At 54.4% G+C, this 19,705-nt stretch carries 17 protein-coding genes; 7 read left to right on the top strand and 10 right to left on the bottom strand.

Annotated elements, in window-relative coordinates; translation table 11 throughout:
• Positions 1–90 precede the first annotated feature (90 nt).
• The 3 genes from ACR0K5_RS13480 to ACR0K5_RS13490 form a co-directional block, all read right to left on the bottom strand.
• On the bottom strand, positions 91–792 hold the full coding sequence (locus ACR0K5_RS13480) for a response regulator transcription factor (protein WP_480630166.1): 702 nt from the start codon (positions 790–792) through the stop codon (positions 91–93).
• Positions 792–2,687 carry a PAS-domain containing protein gene (locus ACR0K5_RS13485; protein WP_480630167.1) on the bottom strand — a complete coding sequence of 632 codons (1,896 nt, stop codon included), beginning with the start codon at positions 2,685–2,687 and terminating at the stop codon, positions 792–794. The genes ACR0K5_RS13480 and ACR0K5_RS13485 overlap by 1 nt, the downstream gene beginning before the upstream one ends.
• A gap of 128 nt (positions 2,688–2,815) precedes the next feature.
• A complete protein-coding gene (locus tag ACR0K5_RS13490) occupies positions 2,816–4,348 on the bottom strand; it encodes an alkaline phosphatase family protein (RefSeq protein ID WP_480630168.1) in 1,533 nt (510 codons plus the stop codon).
• A gap of 260 nt (positions 4,349–4,608) precedes the next feature.
• Between ACR0K5_RS13490 and ACR0K5_RS13495 the strand changes: the two genes are divergently transcribed.
• Genes ACR0K5_RS13495 through ACR0K5_RS13510 form a run of 4 tightly spaced genes read left to right on the top strand, consistent with a single transcriptional unit; the run spans position 4,609 to position 8,525 of the window.
• Positions 4,609–5,733, top strand: coding sequence for an ABC transporter permease (locus tag ACR0K5_RS13495; RefSeq protein ID WP_480630169.1), 1,125 nt, complete (start codon positions 4,609–4,611; stop codon positions 5,731–5,733).
• Position 5,734: 1 nt separating this feature from the next.
• A complete protein-coding gene (locus ACR0K5_RS13500) occupies positions 5,735–6,550 on the top strand; it encodes an ABC transporter ATP-binding protein (RefSeq protein WP_480630170.1) in 816 nt (271 codons plus the stop codon).
• 5 nt (positions 6,551–6,555) lie between these two features.
• A complete protein-coding gene (locus ACR0K5_RS13505; RefSeq protein ID WP_480630171.1) occupies positions 6,556–7,872 on the top strand; it encodes an MlaD family protein in 1,317 nt (438 codons plus the stop codon).
• Complete coding sequence (locus tag ACR0K5_RS13510; protein ID WP_480630172.1) at positions 7,869–8,525, top strand: ABC-type transport auxiliary lipoprotein family protein; 657 nt, start codon at positions 7,869–7,871, stop codon at positions 8,523–8,525. The genes ACR0K5_RS13505 and ACR0K5_RS13510 overlap by 4 nt, the downstream gene beginning before the upstream one ends.
• Before the next feature lie 87 nt (positions 8,526–8,612).
• Here ACR0K5_RS13510 and ACR0K5_RS13515 read toward each other — a convergent pair whose 3' ends face one another.
• Entirely contained in the window at positions 8,613–10,193 is a 1,581-nt protein-coding gene (locus tag ACR0K5_RS13515) for an FMN-binding glutamate synthase family protein (RefSeq protein ID WP_480630173.1), read from the bottom strand.
• Positions 10,194–10,443: 250 nt separating this feature from the next.
• On the opposite strand from ACR0K5_RS13515, the gene ACR0K5_RS13520 reads away from it, so the two are divergent.
• Positions 10,444–10,812 carry a fluoride efflux transporter FluC gene (locus ACR0K5_RS13520; protein WP_480630174.1) on the top strand — a complete coding sequence of 123 codons (369 nt, stop codon included), beginning with the start codon at positions 10,444–10,446 and terminating at the stop codon, positions 10,810–10,812.
• Positions 10,809–11,171: a fluoride efflux transporter CrcB gene (crcB, locus tag ACR0K5_RS13525; protein ID WP_480630175.1), complete on the top strand. Its 363-nt coding sequence runs from the start codon at positions 10,809–10,811 to the stop codon at positions 11,169–11,171. The genes ACR0K5_RS13520 and crcB overlap by 4 nt, the downstream gene beginning before the upstream one ends.
• Here the strand turns inward: crcB and ACR0K5_RS13530 are convergent.
• From ACR0K5_RS13530 to ACR0K5_RS13555, 6 genes are read right to left on the bottom strand one after another with little or no spacing between them, the layout of a single operon-like run.
• Entirely contained in the window at positions 11,168–12,691 is a 1,524-nt protein-coding gene (locus ACR0K5_RS13530; RefSeq protein WP_480630176.1) for a DHA2 family efflux MFS transporter permease subunit, read from the bottom strand. The genes crcB and ACR0K5_RS13530 overlap by 4 nt on opposite strands.
• Positions 12,688–13,671 carry an HlyD family secretion protein gene (locus ACR0K5_RS13535; protein ID WP_480630177.1) on the bottom strand — a complete coding sequence of 328 codons (984 nt, stop codon included), beginning with the start codon at positions 13,669–13,671 and terminating at the stop codon, positions 12,688–12,690. Before ACR0K5_RS13535 ends, ACR0K5_RS13530 begins: the two co-directional genes overlap by 4 nt.
• A gap of 34 nt (positions 13,672–13,705) precedes the next feature.
• Positions 13,706–14,032 (bottom strand): cytochrome o ubiquinol oxidase subunit IV, encoded by a 327-nt coding sequence (locus ACR0K5_RS13540; RefSeq protein ID WP_480630178.1) that lies wholly within the window; start codon positions 14,030–14,032, stop codon positions 13,706–13,708.
• Positions 14,025–14,657: a cytochrome c oxidase subunit 3 gene (locus ACR0K5_RS13545; RefSeq protein ID WP_480630179.1), complete on the bottom strand. Its 633-nt coding sequence runs from the start codon at positions 14,655–14,657 to the stop codon at positions 14,025–14,027. The genes ACR0K5_RS13540 and ACR0K5_RS13545 overlap by 8 nt, the downstream gene beginning before the upstream one ends.
• On the bottom strand, positions 14,654–16,744 hold the full coding sequence (locus tag ACR0K5_RS13550) for a cbb3-type cytochrome c oxidase subunit I (protein WP_480630180.1): 2,091 nt from the start codon (positions 16,742–16,744) through the stop codon (positions 14,654–14,656). Before ACR0K5_RS13550 ends, ACR0K5_RS13545 begins: the two co-directional genes overlap by 4 nt.
• The gene (locus tag ACR0K5_RS13555) at positions 16,741–17,700 is read right to left on the bottom strand and encodes a cytochrome ubiquinol oxidase subunit II (RefSeq protein WP_480630181.1); all 960 of its coding nucleotides are present in this window, start codon (positions 17,698–17,700) and stop codon (positions 16,741–16,743) included. Before ACR0K5_RS13555 ends, ACR0K5_RS13550 begins: the two co-directional genes overlap by 4 nt.
• 187 nt (positions 17,701–17,887) lie before the next feature.
• Here ACR0K5_RS13555 and ACR0K5_RS13560 point away from each other — a divergent pair, with 187 nt between their 5' ends.
• Positions 17,888–19,123, top strand: a complete 1,236-nt coding sequence (locus ACR0K5_RS13560) for a lytic murein transglycosylase (protein WP_480630265.1) — start codon at positions 17,888–17,890, stop codon at positions 19,121–19,123.
• The last annotated feature ends 582 nt before the right edge of the window (positions 19,124–19,705 follow it).

Raw genomic sequence — 19,705 nt, forward strand, 5'->3', positions numbered from 1 at the left:
GATCTGCTGCTTCGTCGATGAATACTCGAAAAAGCTATATAGGCAAATGAAGCAACTTTTTTGACCAAGTTTCAGCAACCTGGTCGGCGTTTACTTCCAACCAACATCACCCAAAAATATATACCCCGCTCCATAGATCGTCTTGATCAGCCGCGGGTTCTTGGGATCTTCGCCAAGCTTGGTGCGCAGCCTCGAAATTCGAACATCCATTGCCCGGTCAAAACTGTCTCCTGCCGCGCCACCCAGGGACTCCTGCATTTGCCCTCTGCTGATCAGACGTTTGGGGCTTTCCAGAAACAGACGCAGGACTTCCCCCTCTGCATGGCTGAAAGGTGTTTCGACACCTGAATCGTCCTCAAGAACATAACGGTCAAAATGTGCTGTCCAGCCATTGAATTCCGCTGTATCCGAATGTGAAGTCTGGTTGCGGGGCGTCCTCAGTCTTGCTCTGATCCGCGCCACGACTTCTGCAGGGTCAAACGGTTTTGTAATATAGTCGTCAGCGCCAAGCTCAAGTCCGGTAACACGATCCTGAACCTGAGCGCGCCCTGAAATAATGATCACTGCCGCGCCTTGCTCCAAGGCCAGTCGATGAACCAATGCCAGCCCATCAGTATCCGGCAAGGACAGGTCGACCAGACAGACATCGGGCGTTACACGGTTCAGCGCAGCCTCGAACTCCCGCGCGCGGGAAAAACTCTGTGTACGGAAACCGGCATCTTCCAGAGCGTCCGTCAGGATACGTCGGATTTCGGGCTCGTCATCAAGAATGGTAACCAGCGGTTGTGTCATCAGGCGGCCTCGGTTTGGATCAGGGCTGACAATTGAGCCTGCGAAAACGGTTTACGCAACACCGGAGCCAACGCAAGGGCGCGCTGATACAATGGGTCTGAACTTGGGAGGGATGTCATAAGGATACATGACAATCCCGGCTTCACCTGTCGCAAAATGTCCACTCCGGTACTACTTCCCTCCAAACGGATATCGGACAGAACGAGCGAAATGTCTTCAACACTTTTTATCAGCGCCAGCGCTTCATCTACCGAATTCGCCTCGATGACAGAAAAGCCCAACTCAACCAGCATATCCCGAAACTGACCTCGCAGATCTTCACTATCCTCAACCAAAAGCACCAAACCGTTTTGCACAGGCGGAGCAGGTCGATAAGGCAACCGCAAAACAACCGACGCGCCTGATGGCGTATTTTTGAGGTGCAGATCACCACCGGCGAGTTTCACTGTGTCATACACCATGGGGAGGCCCAGTCCCGAACCGTCGCTTCCCTTTGTGGTAAAGAAGGGGTTCAGCGCCTTTTCAAGCGCCTCGGGTGTAAAGCCCGGACCAGTGTCTGATACGGTAATTTCAACCCATATTTCTCCGATAGTATGCGCGCTGATGGTAATCTGGCCCGAACTCCCGCAGGCATCCCGAGCATTCAAAACCAGGTTCAGCAATGCGTCCTGCACCATTCCCGGATCCAGCATCAAGGCCCGATCAGGCAGAGTGTTGACCACGGACAAACCCACGCCACGCGGCAAAGAAGGCGAAGCCAATATTCTCAGATCTTCCAACAGTGCCCGCATATCTGTGGCCTGCGGGTGTGGCGTGCGGTTCCCGGTCATGTCAGCGATCCGGTTCAGCAATTGCCCACCGCGGCGCGCCGTTTGCTGGGTCGCGGCAACAAGCTCATGGGCCTCATCCGACAGGTTCATTTTGTCCAGTCTGGACTGCATCCCGAGGATGATCGTTAGCAGGTTGGAAAAGTCGTGTGCCAGTCCGCTGGTCATCTGGGCAGCCATCGCCCGCCGGCGCGTTTGCTGCAAGACAACGCGCGCCTGCGTCTCTTCGGTTATGTCAACCGACATCACATACACACCGCCAGCCTCATCCGGCGTGAATGAAACGCGGATGCGGCGGGAATCCTGATCCTCGTTGAACTCGAAAACCGATGTCTCTCCGTCATATGCCTTTGCCAGATGCGTTTCGACGCGTTGATAGGCAGCAGCGCCAAGCGCTTCAGAAATATGAAGCCCCAGAATTTCGGACGGACGCCCGGGCATTACTGCACTCAAACGCCGATTGGAGTAATCATACCGCCCAGCGCTATCCAAATGCGCGATATGAGCCGGCATCATTTCCGTCATCATGCGTGTGCGGGCTTCGATCTCGGTCAGCTCGCGCTTGGCTTCTTCCAACGCCGTGATCGAGGCCGCAAGCTTTCGGTTGGTTGCAGACAACTCTTCAGCGTGGCTCAGCAACTGTTCCGACAATTCCTCTGATCGCGCCCGCAGCAGGTTTTCTGCACGTCGTGTCCCCGTTATGTCAGTATAAACCGCAACCCACCCCCCCTGCGGCAACGGAGCGCCTTCTATCGAGATAACCTGCCCGTTGGGTCGCACGCGTTCCATGTAATGAGGCTCGAACGCCAAGGCTTGCTCCACGCGCAGGTCGACCATCTCTTTCACGCTTTCATCGTCGCCGTATTCGCCTCGGCTGGCGAGAAAGCAGATGGTGTCACGAAACAGTGCGCCGCGTTCAACCAGTTCATCCGGCAGATCGAACATTTCCTTAAAACGACGATTGCTGAGCACCAGTTGCAGTTTGCTGTCATAGATCGAAAGCGCCTGACCGATGAGGTTCAGCCCGGCAGTCGTCATCGCCTTTATGCGTTGTTCGGTAATGTCCAAATTCGTCCTCTCCACAGCCCATGCGTACCATCACAATCTATGTGCGGATAGTGGAATTGGCGAACGACAAACCGTCACAAGTGTTTTTCCGGATGCATCCGAAAAAGAAGACGAAAGAGAGAAGTGATCTAGTATCTGGAACGGGATTTTGCGCCCTCAGAAGTGATTGAGTGTAGCGACAAGGTATGATCCATGTTTCTCATTCGATGACGCAGCATCTGTCTGCTCAACCGCGCAAGATCAGCGGTAAATTCGGGTTTTTCCGCAACATTCTCAAATTCCCCGCGGCCTTGGTGATCAAACAGGATCGGCGGGAGGTCAGCCGCGAATTCGACCAGAGTGAATCGTTCGTCCCGCAATATTCCCAGACATGACTCACTGTTGCCTGTCCCCAACTGCTGCTGCCAAAGTGTCGGGTTTTCGGGTTCCGAGAAATCCAGCTCGCTGAAGGAATAGCTACGCCAGTCATCGGGAAGGTCGCCATGCAACAAGGGCAGCAAGGACCGGCCATCCATTGCGTTAGGGGCAGCCTGCCCAATCCAATCAAGGATCGTCGGCGTCACATCAACGGACTCGGTGGGTACGGTGATTTCTGCACCGGCCCTGGCCTCGTTCCCCGGCAAGCGGATCATCAGCGGTGTATGATAGGCCGCATCGTAAACCGTCATTTTGCCCCAGCTGTGCCGATCACCCAGCATTTCTCCATGATCAGCAGTAATAACCAACATGGTATCGTCGTATTGCCCGCTGTCCTTGAGGTACTGAACAACGCGACCGATATGGTGATCGACCTCGGTCGCCAATCCCAGATAAATTGCACGCAAAGTGCGAATGTTCTCATCCGTTGGCTCAACTTCATCGAAACCGTGAACAAACTCTTTTGCGGTATAGACATCCAGCTTCGGCCCAAAAAACGGGTGAAGCTCTTTTTCGTCGGTTTCGCTCGGCAAGCGTTGCGGCAGAGGGACATCCGCCGGATCGTACATGTCATTGTATGGGGCTGGCGCAACCAAAGGCGGATGCGGGCGGATGTACGTTAGATGAGCGAACCATCCCTGACCACGATGGGGTGCGATCCCGTCCAGGAACGCATCGGTCAGGAAGGCAGTGTCGCTGTGTTCCGCTCGATATAAGGCCGGATCGTTCAGCTTGAGCACCTTACCATCCGCAGAGACGGGTTTGTAGATATCCCAATATGTCTCGAACTCATACCCTTTCTTCATCAAATACGATTGCCAAGGGTATGACTCTTCAAGCCGCATTTCGACAACTTCAAGGAACCCATTCATCGATTGCTCGTAAGATTTGAGCACAGGGTCGTTGGGATCGTGAACACGGGGGTCGGCTGAGGTATCCGTGTACCCGAACAACATCGGCATATATCCAGCCTTACGTATTTCCGTGGCGATGTTCGGGGTATCGTGACGCAGAGGAGTACCGTTTCGCACAGAACGATGGTTCATCGCGTATTGGCCGGTCAAAAGCGATGCACGGGATGGGCCACAAGGATTGGTAACCGAGAAATGGCGCGTGAAGGTCACGGCCTCATCCATAAAAGCCCGCAGGTTCGGAAGATTCACATGCTCAGCCAGAGCACCGCTCAGGCAATCAGCCCGCAATTGATCGATGATGATGAACAGGACGTTCTTAGCGTGATGCATACCGACTTCTCCGATTCCGCACCTTGGGTTCCGCAGCGGAATGTGTCCCGCTTCCGATCCTCGCGCAACCGATTAGTCGAACAGCCCTATGCTTTCTTTTTCAGCCTGATTTGAACCGAGAAATTTACCACTCCCATTAAAAATTATGAGTGTTCCTATTCACGACACAGCGTGACGCCAAGGCCATCCTGTGCAGCAAAAACAGGGCAAAATAGCACAAAGCCATTGCAGTCATTGAATGTTTTACTTCACATGGCACCATGACGCAGCCAACAATAACAACAGAGCGCGACGCCAGCGGCACCCAAGTGCGCGTTTCTGGTGAGTTGCTCACACAATCCTTGCAATTTGTGGAGCGTGAGTTTGCTGCAGTCCAGCCGTCCGGGGATAACGTCACTTTTGATCTTTCCGGCGTTGAAGCACTGGATACCGGCGGTGCTTGGTTGGTTGCAGACCTTGGCCGGAGGTTCACATCAAGCGGTGCCACGCTGGAGTTTCAAGGTGTGAAACCCGCACATGCGGCCCTGATAGATACTGTAACCCACAATATCCCGGACAAGCCCGGAAAGCTCGAAGACCCTCGCGGATTTCTGGACTGGGTCGCTCATGTGGGTCAGGGAACGTTCGGGGCCTGGAAAGACACTCTTTCAATCCTAGAATTTCTGGGCCTTACCTTGCACCGCTTGTTTCGGACCCTGATCATGCCGTGGCGTCTGCGCAAGGCAGCGTTGGTCACGCACATGGAAGAAACCGGGTTCAAAGCCCTTCCCATCGTGGCCCTCATGGGGTTTCTGATCGGTGTCGTGCTGGCCTTTCAGGGCGCGACACAGCTGAAACAGTTCGGGGCCGAAATCTTTGTGGTTGAACTGATTTCGATCTCGATCCTGCGAGAGCTGGGAATTTTGCTGACGGCCATCATTGTTGCTGGCCGCTCGGGTTCCGCATTCACGGCCTCCATCGGTTCAATGAAAGTACAGGAAGAAATTGACGCCATGCGGACTCTGGGCCTTGATCCGATCGAAGTTCTGGTCATTCCGCGCGTTCTGGCCTTGTTGATCATGCTGCCCATTCTTGGCTTTGTCGCAGACGTAGCAGGCCTGTTCGGCGGAGCCTTGATGAGCTGGATCGACCTCGGCGTCAGCCCGGGCATGTTTGTCACCCGATTAAAGGAAAACACCGATGTCTGGCAGCTCGCGGTTGGTTTGATCAAAGCACCGTTTTTTGCGTTGGTCATAGGCGTTATCGCGTGCTGGCAGGCCATGCAGGTAAAGGGGTCTGCCCAGAGTGTCGGGCAGCGGACAACGGCTTCGGTTGTGCAATCCATTTTCATGGTGATCGCGATCGACGCACTGTTTTCGATTTTCTTTTCAGAGATCGGAATCTGACATGGATGGTAGCGTGCAACAGACACCAGCATCTACCGCAGCGCAGCGTGATCCTGTGATTCGTGTCCGTGGTCTCAGAAACCAATTCGGAACACAGGTGGTTCATGACGATCTGAACCTTGACGTCTGGCGCGGCGAGGTTCTCGGTATCGTTGGCGGTTCCGGTACAGGCAAGTCGGTTTTGTTGCGCACGATAGTAGGTCTGAACAAACCCGCAGCAGGCAGTATCGAAGTGTTAGGCGTCGATGTCCTGAACGGCCCCGAAGAAGATCGCCGCAGGATAGAACGGCACTGGGGTGTGGCCTTTCAGGACGGTGCGTTGTTTTCATCGCTGACCGTGCTGCAAAATGTAATGGCCCCGCTGCGAGAGCACACGGGGCTTAGCGAAAAGCTGATGGAGTCGCTGGGCGCATTGAAGATCAGCCTCGTGGGTCTGCCCCAACTGAGTTGCGGCAAGTTTCCATCGGAACTGTCGGGCGGTATGCGCAAGCGCGCCGCGCTGGCCCGGGCGCTGGCGCTTGATCCTGAGATCGTATTTCTGGACGAACCAACCGCCGGTTTGGACCCGATTGGCGCGGCTGCATATGATGAACTGATTGGCGAATTGCAACAAGCTCTTGGTTTGACGGTATTCATGGTTACCCATGATTTGGACAGCCTTTACGCCATCTGTGACCGAATTGCAGTGCTTGCAGAAAAACGCGTGCTGGTTGAAGGTCCGATTGAGGATATGACCAAAGTGGATCATCCTTGGGTGCAGGAGTATTTCACAGGCCCCCGAGCCCGCGCGGCGCAACAGAAGGGTCAGGACAGGTAAAGGCGATGGAAACCAGAGCAAATTACACCCTGATCGGCGCGTTTACCCTTGCGGGTATTCTGGGCGTATTCGGCTTCTTCCTGTGGTTGGCCAAGTTCGAAGTTAGCCGCCAATACGCCTACTATGACGTGTTATTCGATAATGTTTCGGGCCTTTCGGCCGCAGGCGGTGTGAATTTCAACGGTCTTCCTGTTGGGCAGGTGATCTCTCTAAATCTGGACGACGACGACCCGTCTAAAGTTCGGGTGCGCATCGAAGTGGATGCTGGAATTCCGATCACCGAAGAAACGATCGCTCAGCTTCAGTCACTGGGTGTAACCGGCGTAGGCTATGTCGAACTGACCGGTGGGTCGCCGACCGCCAAACGATTGCCGCAGGACAGTGTGATCAAAAGCAAACGCAGCACCATACAGTCGTTGTTCGAAGGCGCGCCAAAAGTACTGGACGAGGCCGTTACACTTCTGGAAAGTCTGAACAAGGTTGTTGACGATAAGAACCGGGAAGCCGTGAGCAGCATTCTGGACAATCTTTCCTCTGCGACGGGCCGGCTGGACAAGACGTTGACAAGTTTTGAGTCTGTTGCCAGCGACATTGGCAGCGCTGCCAAGGATATTGGTGAGTTTTCGAAACGCTTGGACCCACTGGTCGAAACGGCGGAAACGACTCTCAAGACCGGTACAGATACGCTCAATTCGGTTAAGTCCGCATCCGAGTCGGCCAAAACCGCGTTGGACGAAGCAAAAACGACAATCCAAACTGCAGACCGTATCCTGCAGCAAGACATTCGACCTTTCATTGAGCGCGGATCGCAACTGGCGGAACGTTTGACCCTATTGTCGGACGAGGGCAGCGTCACACTGGGCATCGTGAACGAAACCGTTTTGAACGCCAACACAACGCTCGGTTCGATAACATCCGCTATGGATACGGCCAAAGGGGCGCTGTCTTCGGCGGAAACGGCTTTCGATTCTGCCAACCGCGTCATGGAGGAAGATGTAGCCCCTGTTGCGGAAGATATCCGGAAGGCAGCCAATCAGGTAACTGAAACAGTCTCGAACATCACCGAAAAGATCGATCAAATCTCGGACGACGTCCTGAGCGCATCGAACTCTGCTTCAGAGTTGCTGGGAACAATTGACGGCATCGTTCAGAACAACCGCCGTCAGGTGTCCGACTTCCTGCGCGTCGGCCTGCCGCAATTTATCCGTTTCATCGAAGAATCCCAACGTCTGGTGATCAGCCTCGACCGCTTGGTGGACAAGGTCGAACGTGATCCTGCGCGCTTTCTTCTGGGCACCCAAGCATCGGAGTTCCGTCAATGATCAAGCCTGCAATTGCAATACTGATGTTTGCATTGATCGGTGGATGTGCCGGTCTGGGCACTTTGCAGCAAGCGGCAAAACCTAACGATCTGTATCTGTTGACGCCAAAAAGCACATTTTCGTCGGCGCTGCCGCGAATACAGAAACAGATCGTTGTCGAAGAACCAACAGCAACCGCCGCGGTGAACACGGATCAGATCGCCATTCAGCCCACCCCTCTGCAGGTTCAGTACTTGCCGCGCGCACGATGGGTAGATCGCGCGCCATTGATCGTTCAGACGCTGCTGGTCGAAAGCTATGAGAATTCTGGCAAAGTGGCCGCCGTCGGTCGGTCAACGGTTGGTCTGCGTGCTGATTATGTGATCGCACCGGATCTGCGCGAGTTTCAGGGCATTGTTGTCGCGGACTCCGAGAACGTAAGCGAGGTCCGTATCGAAGTGCGCATGAACATCAAGATCATCGACGAGTACGAAGACAAGATCATCGCCTCAAGTTCATTTCAGGAAAATGTCGTTTCAGCGAGCGATCAGACACCCGATCTTATTAAAGCGTTTGATTTAGCCCTGGGGCGCGCCATGCGGGATGCAGTTGAATGGAGCATTCGCAGGATCAACACGCATGTGGCCAACAATCCGAGATCGAACCCCAGCTAAATGAAGCCGCATGTCACAGCGGCGGAAGTGGGCGACAGCGCGCCCACACCTTTCCCCAGTCAAGTATACTGCATTCTGGGCCGTGCCTCAGAAATGAGCCGCTGAAGCCCGTTTCCAATCCGCTGCGAATTCCTCCGGCGCGGTATCCGCCAGCAGCGCGCCATCCTCGAGATAGGTGTAAAGCTCACCATAAGTACGTTCATGCTCGTCCGCCGTGCGGCGCAAGATGTCGCGCGGATGCAGCTCGGACACTTTTTCCTTGCCCATGGCACCCAAGAGTTCGCGGAAGCTTTCCAGCGTTGCATCATGATATCGGTGAACACGCTGACGCTTTTGTGGGATATTCACAGCGCGCCCGCGGATTGGATCCTGAGTGGCGACCCCGGACGGGCAGCGGTTGGTATTACAGTGCAAAGCCTGAATACAGCCTACCGCAAACATCATCGCGCGCGCGGCGTTGCACATATCTGCGCCAAGCGCAAATTTCTCGACCATGTCGTATCCGGTCGCCACTTTGCCCGAACAAATAACCCTGATCTTGTCACGCAGCCCGACGCCCCTCAGGCAGTTACTTGCAAAAATCAGCCCCTCGTTCAGGGGCATACCCAGACGGTTGGTGAATTCGACGGGGGCCGCACCCGTCCCCCCCTCTGATCCGTCTATGGTGATGAAGTCCGGCAATACTCCTGTCTCGAGCATTGCCTTGCAAATCGCCATGAACTCGGACGGGTTACCGATGCACAGCTTAAAACCAATCGGTTTGCCACCTGACATTTCGCGCAGATGCTGAACGAAATGCATCAATCCTGTGGGACCTTCAAAAGCGCTGTGAGTCGGGGGTGAGATCACATCCTGATGCTCGGGCACGCCACGGATTTCAGCAATCTCGGCATCGACTTTAGCTGCGGGTAGAACACCACCATGCGCTGGCTTGGCACCCTGGGACAGCTTGATCTCAATTGCTTTGACGACATCTTTGGTCGCCTTTTCGGCGAACTTGTCCTTGTCAAACCCACCTTCCGGAGTGCGGCATCCAAAATAGCCCGTCCCAATCTGCCAGATGATGTCACCGCCTTCGGCCAGGTGGTGTGGAGATAATCCGCCTTCACCGGTGTTGTGAGCAAACCCTCCGTCCTTTGCCCCGCCATTGAGCGCGCGGATAGCGTTGGCGCTGAGCGCGCCAAAGCTCATGGCCGAAACATTGAGGCGCGAGGCACTGTAAGGTTGTGTACATTGCGGCCCCCCCAGCATCACGCGGAATTCACTTTCGTCTACGTGTTTAGGCGCCAGTGAGTGATTTGCGCGGTGATAGCCGACCTCGGTAATGTCGTATTGGGTTCCGAAAGCCTGCGTGTCCATCTGACCCTTCGCGCGGGAATAAACCAACCCCCGAACGATCCGGTTGTACGGTCGACCGCTTTCATTGGTTTCCACGAAATACTGCCGAATTTCCGGGCTGACAAATTCCAGCATGTACCGGAAATGTCCCAGAACCGGGTAGTTGTTCAGCACATTGTGCTTGGTTGTCAAAATATCGTAAAGGCCGATGACCGCGTAGGGCACCAAAATGACCAAAAGCCAATGTAGGGGGGACCAGAAGAACCCCAGAAGCAATACAAGTGGCAGGCAGACATAGCTCAGAAAATAGTAAATCCTGCGTACAATCATGTTCCGGTCTCCTCATGTTTCCGCCTGGCTGCTGCGCCTTGCCAACAGCACTCAACGTGAAACAGATTGATTTTTGATTGCAAGCTTTTGAGGGAATTTATCCACTCAAAGACGAAAACGTGAAATCGTGTTACGGCTTCTCGACAGTTGAACCGGGCGCAGCCAGTGGATATGCCACGCACACCGTAAGAAGATAGGCCTACCTTTGGAAAAGACGCATTCCCAGCCCCGGCGCGACCGAAAGAGCCTTATGTTTCTTGCCGTCTTTGTGGGCGGAGCACTGGGGTCGTTGATGCGCGAAGCATTTGCGTTGGAAATCCCTGGCCTTAGTTTCCTCACTTCAACCTTCGGCATCAATGTGGCAGCCTGTTTTGTGTTGGGATGGCTGTATTCGGTACGCCACAGGGTGCACGCTCATGTGCTGCATCTGGGCGCAGTCGGGTTTTGTGGCGGGTTGTCGACCTTCTCGTCTTTTGTAGCTGATCTGGAACGCATTGCTGAAAGCGATCTGTGGGCTGTCCCTCTGGCAGTCGGGTTGGAGATTGCAATGGGCCTTGGCGCCGCGCTGGTCGGAGAAAAGTTGGGACACCACATTCATTCCGAGAAGTCATCGTCATGAATGACCTGTATCTTCATGCAATGTTTGGGTTGGGTGGAGGCCTCGGGGCTGTCCTGCGCCACTGGCTGGCAATGAAAGTGCAGCATGATTTACCCTTTTCAACACTGATCGTGAACGTATTGGGCAGCCTGCTGCTTGGGCTCTGGATCGGCTATCTGGGCGGTCCTGTAGATATATCCGAAGACCAAAGACGACTGGTCTTTGGATTCTGCGGTGGGTTTACCACGTTCTCCAGCTTTGCCTATCAATCTCTCGAGCTTCGGCGAGAGCACACTCTTGTTCTGGCAGCTGGCAATATCCTGATCAGCCTAGCCCTGTGCTGGTTCGCCTTGTGGTTGGGCCTGACTTTGATGCGTTAGTGCACATGAGCAGCGGTTTGCGCCCCCGCCTTCGGAGCACGACAAAAGAAAAGCAGTGGAATTGTCGCCAGGGCCAGCAGCCCCAAGTTGTTGAATACGGTCAGATAGGAAATCATCTCTGCCTGTTTCATGATTTCCTGCCCCAAAATCGCAGCACCTTGGGCGCTGTCTGGCGCAATGCCGAGTGAGCTCAGGTAAGCCTGGGCCGCAGGGTTATAGGGCGTCACATTCTGGCTGAGCACCGCGGTATTGGTCTGCAAGCCACGTACAACCCATGTGCCGACCAACGAAATTCCAACCGACGATCCCAATTGCCGTGTCACGTTGAAAAGGCCAGAGGCTTCGTCCTGCCGACCTTTACTGATGCTCTCGAACGCCAATATCGACATGGGCACAAACACCAGCCCCATACCGAGACCGCTGATCGCCCCCGGCCATGCCAGTTCCCAAAAACCGGCATTGAGGTTGATGGCACCCATCATGAAGTTCCCGATTGCCGTAAGCAACAGGCCGGTACCCGCCAATAGACGGGGATCAAAGCGGTTTACCAGCACTGCACCGGTCAGAACCATGGACAATCCAGCGGTCAATCCACGCGGAATGAAAAGATGGCCTGAGGCGATGACAGGAAAATCCAGCAGGCTTTGAACAAGTGTTGGCAAAATCGCGATGCCACCGAATAGGGAAACGGCAAAACCCGCAATGATCAGGTTGCAAAGGGCGAAGTTTCGATCTGCGAACAAGCGCAGGTCAACAACCGAGTTTCGTGAGGTCAGCGCGTGAAAGATGAACCCAAGCGCACCCAGAACAGAAGCGATCACTGCCACCTGGATGACGCGGGATGACATCCAGTCCAACGTCTCGCCTTGGTCCAGAACGAATTGAAGGCACCCGATCCCAAGCGCCAACAAAGCCAGACCTTTCCAGTCGATCTGCACGTCCTCGGTTTTGTCATCCGGCAACTCCCCGGCCAACAGAAGCAATGCAAGGGCAGCCACGGGAAGATTGACGAAGAAGACCATCCGCCAGGAAAAATACTCGGTCAGGATCGCCCCGACTGTTGGCCCCAAAACCGGAGCCACCACGACACCCAATCCAAAAATAGCCATCGCCTGCCCGCGTTTTTCCCGAGGGAAGGCATCGAACAAGATGGATTGCGATAACGGGATCAGAAAAGCTCCAAACATCCCTTGAGCCAGCCGAAAGGCAACAATGACTTCCAGGCTCCAGGACAGGCCGCACATCACAGACATGGCGGCAAATCCGGTCACAGCAGTCAGGATCAACCGTCGCCGTCCCACGCGCCGGGCGACAAACCCTGTCAACGGCATGATAACCACCGCTGAAACGATATAGCTGGTCAAAATCCACGTCGCCTGATCGGTCGTAGCCCCAAATGCCGCCTGAATATGCGGTAAAGCAACATTTACGATTGTACTGTCCAGGACTTCCAGAATGGCGCTGAGAACCACGGCGATCACGATCACCGGATTCACATGGCTGGATGCCACAGGGGTCATTTCCCGTCCGCCGGACCTGTTGTGTCTACGACGACTTTGCTGCTGCCTCCGACACGCAAGGGCACATCGGTCGGGTCAAGTTCTATCCGAACCGGAAATCGCCGGGTGACCTTAACCCAATTCCCGCTCGCGTTTTCTGAGGGCAACAAAGAAAACGTGTCCCCTGACCCACGTCCGATTGAAGCCACCTTGCCTGTGAGAGTTATTCCGGGGAACATATCGACCTGCACAGTGACGGGTTGTCCAGGGCGAATGCGCGCCAAAGCGGTTTCTTTGAAATTAGCGTCCACCCACCAATCGGAAGACTCGACAATCGAGAACTGCGGGGCGTTGGCGGACACCGACGATCCGGGGCGAAGGGTCAGATTGGCAATCCATCCGTCAGCCGCAGCATAGACCTTGGTCCAGGCAAGGTTGGTTTCAGCAATTTCAAGCTGTGCCTGCGAAGACAGGATATCATCCTGTTTCGCCTCCAACCCGCTTTGCAGTGCCAACAGGCTGGACTGGCTTGTCGTCAACCTTGCCGAGGCCTGCGCGAATTGAGAAGTTGTCTGATCCAGAGACGCCTGTGCGACGTCGCCGGTCGAAAACAGCGCCTTTGCACGTTCAAAACTCTTGTTCGCAGTGTCGTATGCAGACTGCGCACTTTCTACTGAAGCCTCCGCCGCCGTAATCTGCGTGGAATAAGACTTGGCCTGTTGAACGGCACTGTCCAGATTGGCCTTGGCCTCATCCACGGAAGCCTTGAACTGGGTGTCATCGATAGTAAATAGCAGATCGCCGTTCTTCACAGGCTGGTTTTCCATCACAAGCACATTAGCCACCTGACCGGTTACTTGCGCCGCCACATAAATGATATTCGCGCCCACATACGCGTCCTGCGTAGACGGGTACCGTTCTTCATGCCGCCAGAACAGAAAAAGACCCGCCGCAATTGCTGCAAGCATAAAGGCCACTGCCGCAGTTTTGAGAGGTTTCATTCTCGCATTCCTTTCTGCCTGCGGCACCCGCAATTCACATCACGTGCATATGCATTCGGATCGCCAGGTTGCCCAACACCCACACTGTGCCAAGAATCATGATCAGCAGAACCAAAGTGGAAAACAGGACTAAGTGCAGGTCTTCGCGGCTGCTGCGCCGACGATCAATATGCAGGAAATAAACAAGTTGCAAAACAAGCTGTGCCAGACCCAGCAATCCAATGCTCAGGTAAACACCCGGCGTTTCGATCCCGAAATGGTAGGCCACACCAAATGTCGCCAGAGTCAGAAACAGCGAGCCGCCGTATCCGATCACATAGCGTCGACGTTCGCGACGATGCATTTCAGACCGCTTATCCATAAGTCAGACCTCCGAAATACACGATGGTGATGATCCCTATCCAGATCAGGTCGAGGAAATGCCAGAACAATGCCAACCGCACCACGCGTGAAATGATGACGTCAGTCATCCCCTTCACGCGTAATTGTATCCCCAGAACGATCAGCCACAGGCATCCTGCGGCGACGTGCAGACCATGAAGCGGAACCAACCCAAAGAAAGCCGACAGAAAACCACTGCGCTGTGGGATGCCACCTTTTTCCGCCATGGCCATGAAATCACGTATCTCAAGCACCAAAAAGCTGAACCCCAGCACAAGCGTGACGCCGAACCACAAAACAATACGGCCACGCGGCAAGTTGTATTTTAGCGCCAGCATGGCAAGGCCAACCGTCAGGCTGCTGGTCAATAGGATAAGCGTCTGCGCAAAGACGCTTTTCAGATCAAACAGTTCGTGCGGGCCGGGACCACCAGCCTGCGCATCGATCATCGTGATGTAGATCGCGAACATCAGGCCGAAATAGACCAGATCGCTCATCAGAAATACCCAGAACCCAAAGGTGACAACTTCGGTCGCCTTGTCCGCGCTGGCATGGCGCTCACCCAGGTTAATGCCCGGATAACTATGCGTTGGCGCGCGCTTCATGTGACCGCCTCCAGATCAGGGCGGGCAAGGCCGCGATTTTCCGGTGACGTTTCAAAATCGCGATCCACCGCCGTTTCGCCGTGAACCAGTGCAAGCCAGGCTTCGTGATCTCTACGCACTTCTTCCGCCGGTATGGTCAGCTCGGTGCTGTCGTCGAATGTCCAGACGATCACCGCCAAGATCATCAGAACGGTCATCAATGCGGCCAGCCACCAAATCCACCAGACAAGTGCGAACATCCAAACTCCACTCAAAACACACAGGACAAAGCCGATGCCTGTATTGCGCGGCAATTCGATATCTTCATAAGCGTCAGGCGTTGGATAGGCCGCACCACTTTCTTTCACTGATGCGAATTCGTCCCGATCCGTTACGTGCGGGATGATGGCGAAATTATAGACAGGAGGCGGTGACGGGATCGACCATTCCAACGTGCGTCCATCCCATGGATCCCCAACCGGAACGCGGGCTTGGTCGCGGTCACGGATGCTGACCCACAGTTGGATCAGAACCGAGAACAATCCGCAGGTAATAACCAACGCACCAATTATAGCCACAATCATAAAGGGTTGGAAGGAAGGGTCGCTATAGCTGAATGATCGGCGCGGCATTCCCAATAGCCCAACGAAATAGAGTGGCATGAAGGTCAGCAGAAAGCCCCCGGTCCAGCAAAAAACGGAAACGCGGCCCCAGAATTCATTCAGACGAAAGCCGAAAGCCTTGGGAAACCAATAGTTGTAGGCCGCCAGCAATCCGAACAGCACCCCGGGCAACAGAGCGTTATGAAAATGGGCCACCAGGAACAATGTGTTGTGAACCTGATAGTCCACGGTCGGGTTGGCCAGGATCACACCGCTGAGCCCGCCAATGACAAACAGCATCAAAAAAGACAGACTATAAAGCATCGGCACAGAGAAACGGATGCGTCCGCGCCACAGGGTCGCCATCCAGTCATAGACTTTGACACCGGTCGGAATGGCAATCAGCATCGTCGCAATGCCAAACACCGCGTTGATCAGCGCGCTCTGGCCCATGGTGAAAAAGTGGTGCAGCCAGACGGTAAACGAAAGCACCGCAATCGACATCGTGGCTATGACAAGCGAGTTGTAACCGTAGAGCCGCTTGGCCGAAAAAGTTGCGAACACCTCGGAGTAGATACCGTAGGCAGGCAGGACCAGCAGGTAAACCTCAGGGTGGCCGAACAGCCAGAACAGGTTGGCATAGTTCATCATGTTGCCGCCGAGGTCGTTGGTGAAAAAGTGGAAATCCAGATAGCGATCAGCGGCCAACAACAGTGCGGCAACCCCTAACGGTGGCATGGCAAAGATGATCAGGATGGAACTACAGATAATCGTCCAACAATACATGGGCAGCCGCATGAACGTCATGCCCGGCGCACGCATCTTGTAGATTGTCACGGCGAAATTGATACCGGTGAGCGTTGTACCGACACCCGAAACAACGATGGCCCAGATCCAATAATCGGGCCCAACACCCGGGTTGAATGCGGCTCCGGTATAGGGCGGATAGGCCGTCCAGCCTCCTGTCGAAAATTCACCGACCACCAATGACACCATCAACATCATGCCAGAGGATACCGTCAGGCCAAGACTGATCTGGTTCAACCGCGGAAACGCCACATCGCGCGCCCCGATCATCAGCGGGACAACGTAGTTCGCCACACCAAAGACAAAGGGCACCGCCACAAAGAACACCATAATCGTGCCATGAGTGCTGAAAAGCTCGGCAAAGTGTTCAGCCTCAAGGAAGCCATCGCCGGGCCCGGCCGCTTGCTGGGCGCGCATGACCACACCTTCCAGTACGCCGCGTGCCAGCATCACGATGGCAAAGACGATGTACATGATTCCGATCTTCTTGTGATCAACGCTTGTCAACCAATCTCGCCACAAGGGGGTCCACAAGCGAAACCAACTCAGCAATCCGACGACGGCAACAACGCCCACCAAGACGACCGCAGCAGCGGCGTTGGCGACGATCTCATTTGCATTGGGGTTCTGGATCAACCCTGTGACCGGAAACGCATCCCAGTTGAGGCGGCCAAAGAACCCTGTACCCGGTGACGTCATTTCTGCGCCTCCTTCCCGAATGATGCCGTTCCCGGTTGTTGATCCACCGGCACTGCTTCGCCGCCATGATAACGGCGCAAAATACTGTGAAACAAATCCTCGTCCAACGTGAAGTACAGCGCGTCTTTCGGCATCTCAGCGGTGCCCAGCGCGGCCTGGACTTCATCCCTGTCTGTCCGCATCGCGAGTGTACGATAGATTGCCGGGTCTAGCTGGATACCGTGGTCACGAACTTTGTCGACCCATGCGTCGAACTCATCATCTTGCATCGCGACAGTGCGAAACTTCTGTTTGGTAAAGCCGCGCCCGTTGTACTGAGTGTTTTCGCCCTGCATGACTTCCGGAACGTCCGCAACCAGATGCAGTTGCGTTGTCATGCCCGGCATCGCATAGATCTGGCCCGCCAGCGCGGGGATCATGAAAGATTGCATCACGGTATCGGTGGTCAGCGTCATCGCCACCTGTCGCTTTGTGGGAATGCCGAATTCACCCACGCTGGCGATGCCAAGATCGGGATAGATGAACAGCCACTTCCAATCCAGACCGACCACCTGCACACGCAAGGCCGGATCTTCGCCAAAAGCCGCCGAGTACGGGTCAAGCCGATGGGTTGCCTTCCAAAGATAGAACGACAGAAGCGCCACAATCAAAACGGGCACCCCCCACATTAGGAATTCCAGCTTTGCCGAAAAATCCCAATCTGGCCGATAAGCCGCGCTGCTGTTTTTACGGCGACGATATCGAAGCGCGATCAGGGGCACCAATATCAGGACAGGGATAACAGCCACCATTATCAATGCGGTCGCCCGCAGCAGGTGCGTTTTCTGGATCGCGGCGATGGGTCCTTGTGGATCCATGAAACTGTCGCTCGCCGCAACCATCTGCGACGTCGACACCAAAAAAACCAAGGCGGCAATTAGCAGAGGGATTGGGTTGGGCGTTTTGACTATTGCCATGCCTGACTACCCTCTCCTCAAATAAATTCCATTCGACTATCGGCAAGTATGTGAATTTTCTCAAGAGTTTTTCCGAACCACAAATTGCCCGGGCCATTCCTCATTCAACTTCGGGTATAGGGAGGTCTAAGGATATGCAGTATCTTCCCGTTGACTTGCCACCGCTGCTGGGACAGACAAAACGATGATGCGTATGTTGCTTATCTTTTTCGGGTTAATCCTGCTGTCTCAGGCCGCGCTGGCACAGGACCGTGCGGTGATCGAACGCCAGTTTCAGTCATGGTTACAGGAAACGATTTGGCCTCAGGCAAAAGCCAAGGGTGTGACACGCGAGACGATGCAACACGCCCTTTCCGGTGTTACCCTGAACTGGAAATTGCCGGATCTGGTGCCGCCGGGTAGCAAACGCAAAACTCCCAAAACTCAGAAACAGGCAGAGTTTGGCTCACCCGGTCGCTATTTCAATCCGGGATCGGTACAGGGGGCAACGTCTGTTGGGCGTAAAATGGCACAGCGGCATGCCGCAACTCTTGCCTCGGTCGAGACCGAAACAGGCGTTCCCGCTCGCATTATTCTGGCAATCTGGGGAAGAGAGAGCGGGTACGGTCAAGTTTCGATCCGCCACGACGCTTTCAGGGTGCTGTCGACCAAAGCTTTCATGAGCACGCGTGCAGACTATTTCACTGCTGAGCTAATTGCAGCCCTGCAAATCGCACAAGCAGGGCACCAACCGGCCGCGCGAATGAAAAGCAGCTGGGCTGGTGCGTTGGGCCAACCTCAATTCATGCCATCCAACTATTTGTCGTATGCTGCTGACGGTAATGGAGATGGAACGGCTGACATTTGGGGATCGCCGGAAGATACGATTGCTTCAATCGGTAACTACCTCATGCAACATGGCTGGGTTACTTCTCGAGATTGGGGATTCGAGGTTTTCGTACCCCGAAATGTCTCATGCGCTTTAGAAGGCCCTGATCAGGGTCAACCCATTCAGGAATGGGTCAAGATGGGAATACGTCGGGTCTCTGGCAAACCCTTTCCGGCTCATGAATTACGTGGTGACGGGTATTTGATGATGCCCGCGGGACGACATGGTCCAGCTTTTCTGGTTACTCCCAACTTTTACGTTCTCAAGGAGTATAACAAAAGCGACCTGTATGCCTTGTTCGTCGGTCATGTTGGTGACCGTATCCAATACGGCATTGGCGATTTTACCGGACGCTGGGGTAAAGTTGGCGGATTGTATCGATCTGATATCGCCAAAATGCAGCAGGCGTTGGAACAAAAAGGACATGACGTCGGAGGGGTCGATGGACTACCGGGATTCAAAACGCGCCGTTCGATAGGTCGATGGCAAGAAGCCTCAGGTGTTTCGCCCACCTGTTTTCCCGAGGTTTCTATGAAAGCAAGCTTAATCCCATGATGTGATCAGAGAGCATCAATTGAAGTTGGGGCCAATTTAAGCCGATCCACAAAGGCTATGACCAAGCCCCAACAACGCAAAATACTCGCGATGCCTGCCAATTGTCGTCGTTTCGAGAACAGATTTAATCGTTCAAACGCCATCCTCCACCGGTCTGGCCGACAATATAATGGCCGAAATCAATTGTAGAGTGCTTTCCGCAAGCATTGGGCTTTTAGCTGTGCCTGCCTACCCATCCTCTTATTGAGCCCCATCCTGAACCGGCAACAAGCCGAACTTCCGACAATCGCTTCAGTCCGAAAACCATAAAAAATAAAGCGCTATGCTGATCCAATACATGACTTAGTCACCTCTCTCAGAATGAAGTAAGACGACCGATACAGAGGTGGTCAGCGAGTACTCAACGAGTCGATACTTGCAGTTGATGCCCATCTGCCGATTGTATCTTGCTATATAGACCTACACCCGTGGTTCAAACATTGCATAAATCTTAAATGCCAGTTGGCTTTTGACTCCTCGGTGCCAAGGTGGCACGATTTGACCGATTGCAGCCTGATACATCAGGCATCATTGATTGACCGG

It is taken from the genome of Ruegeria sp. AB9 (genome assembly GCF_056542585.1).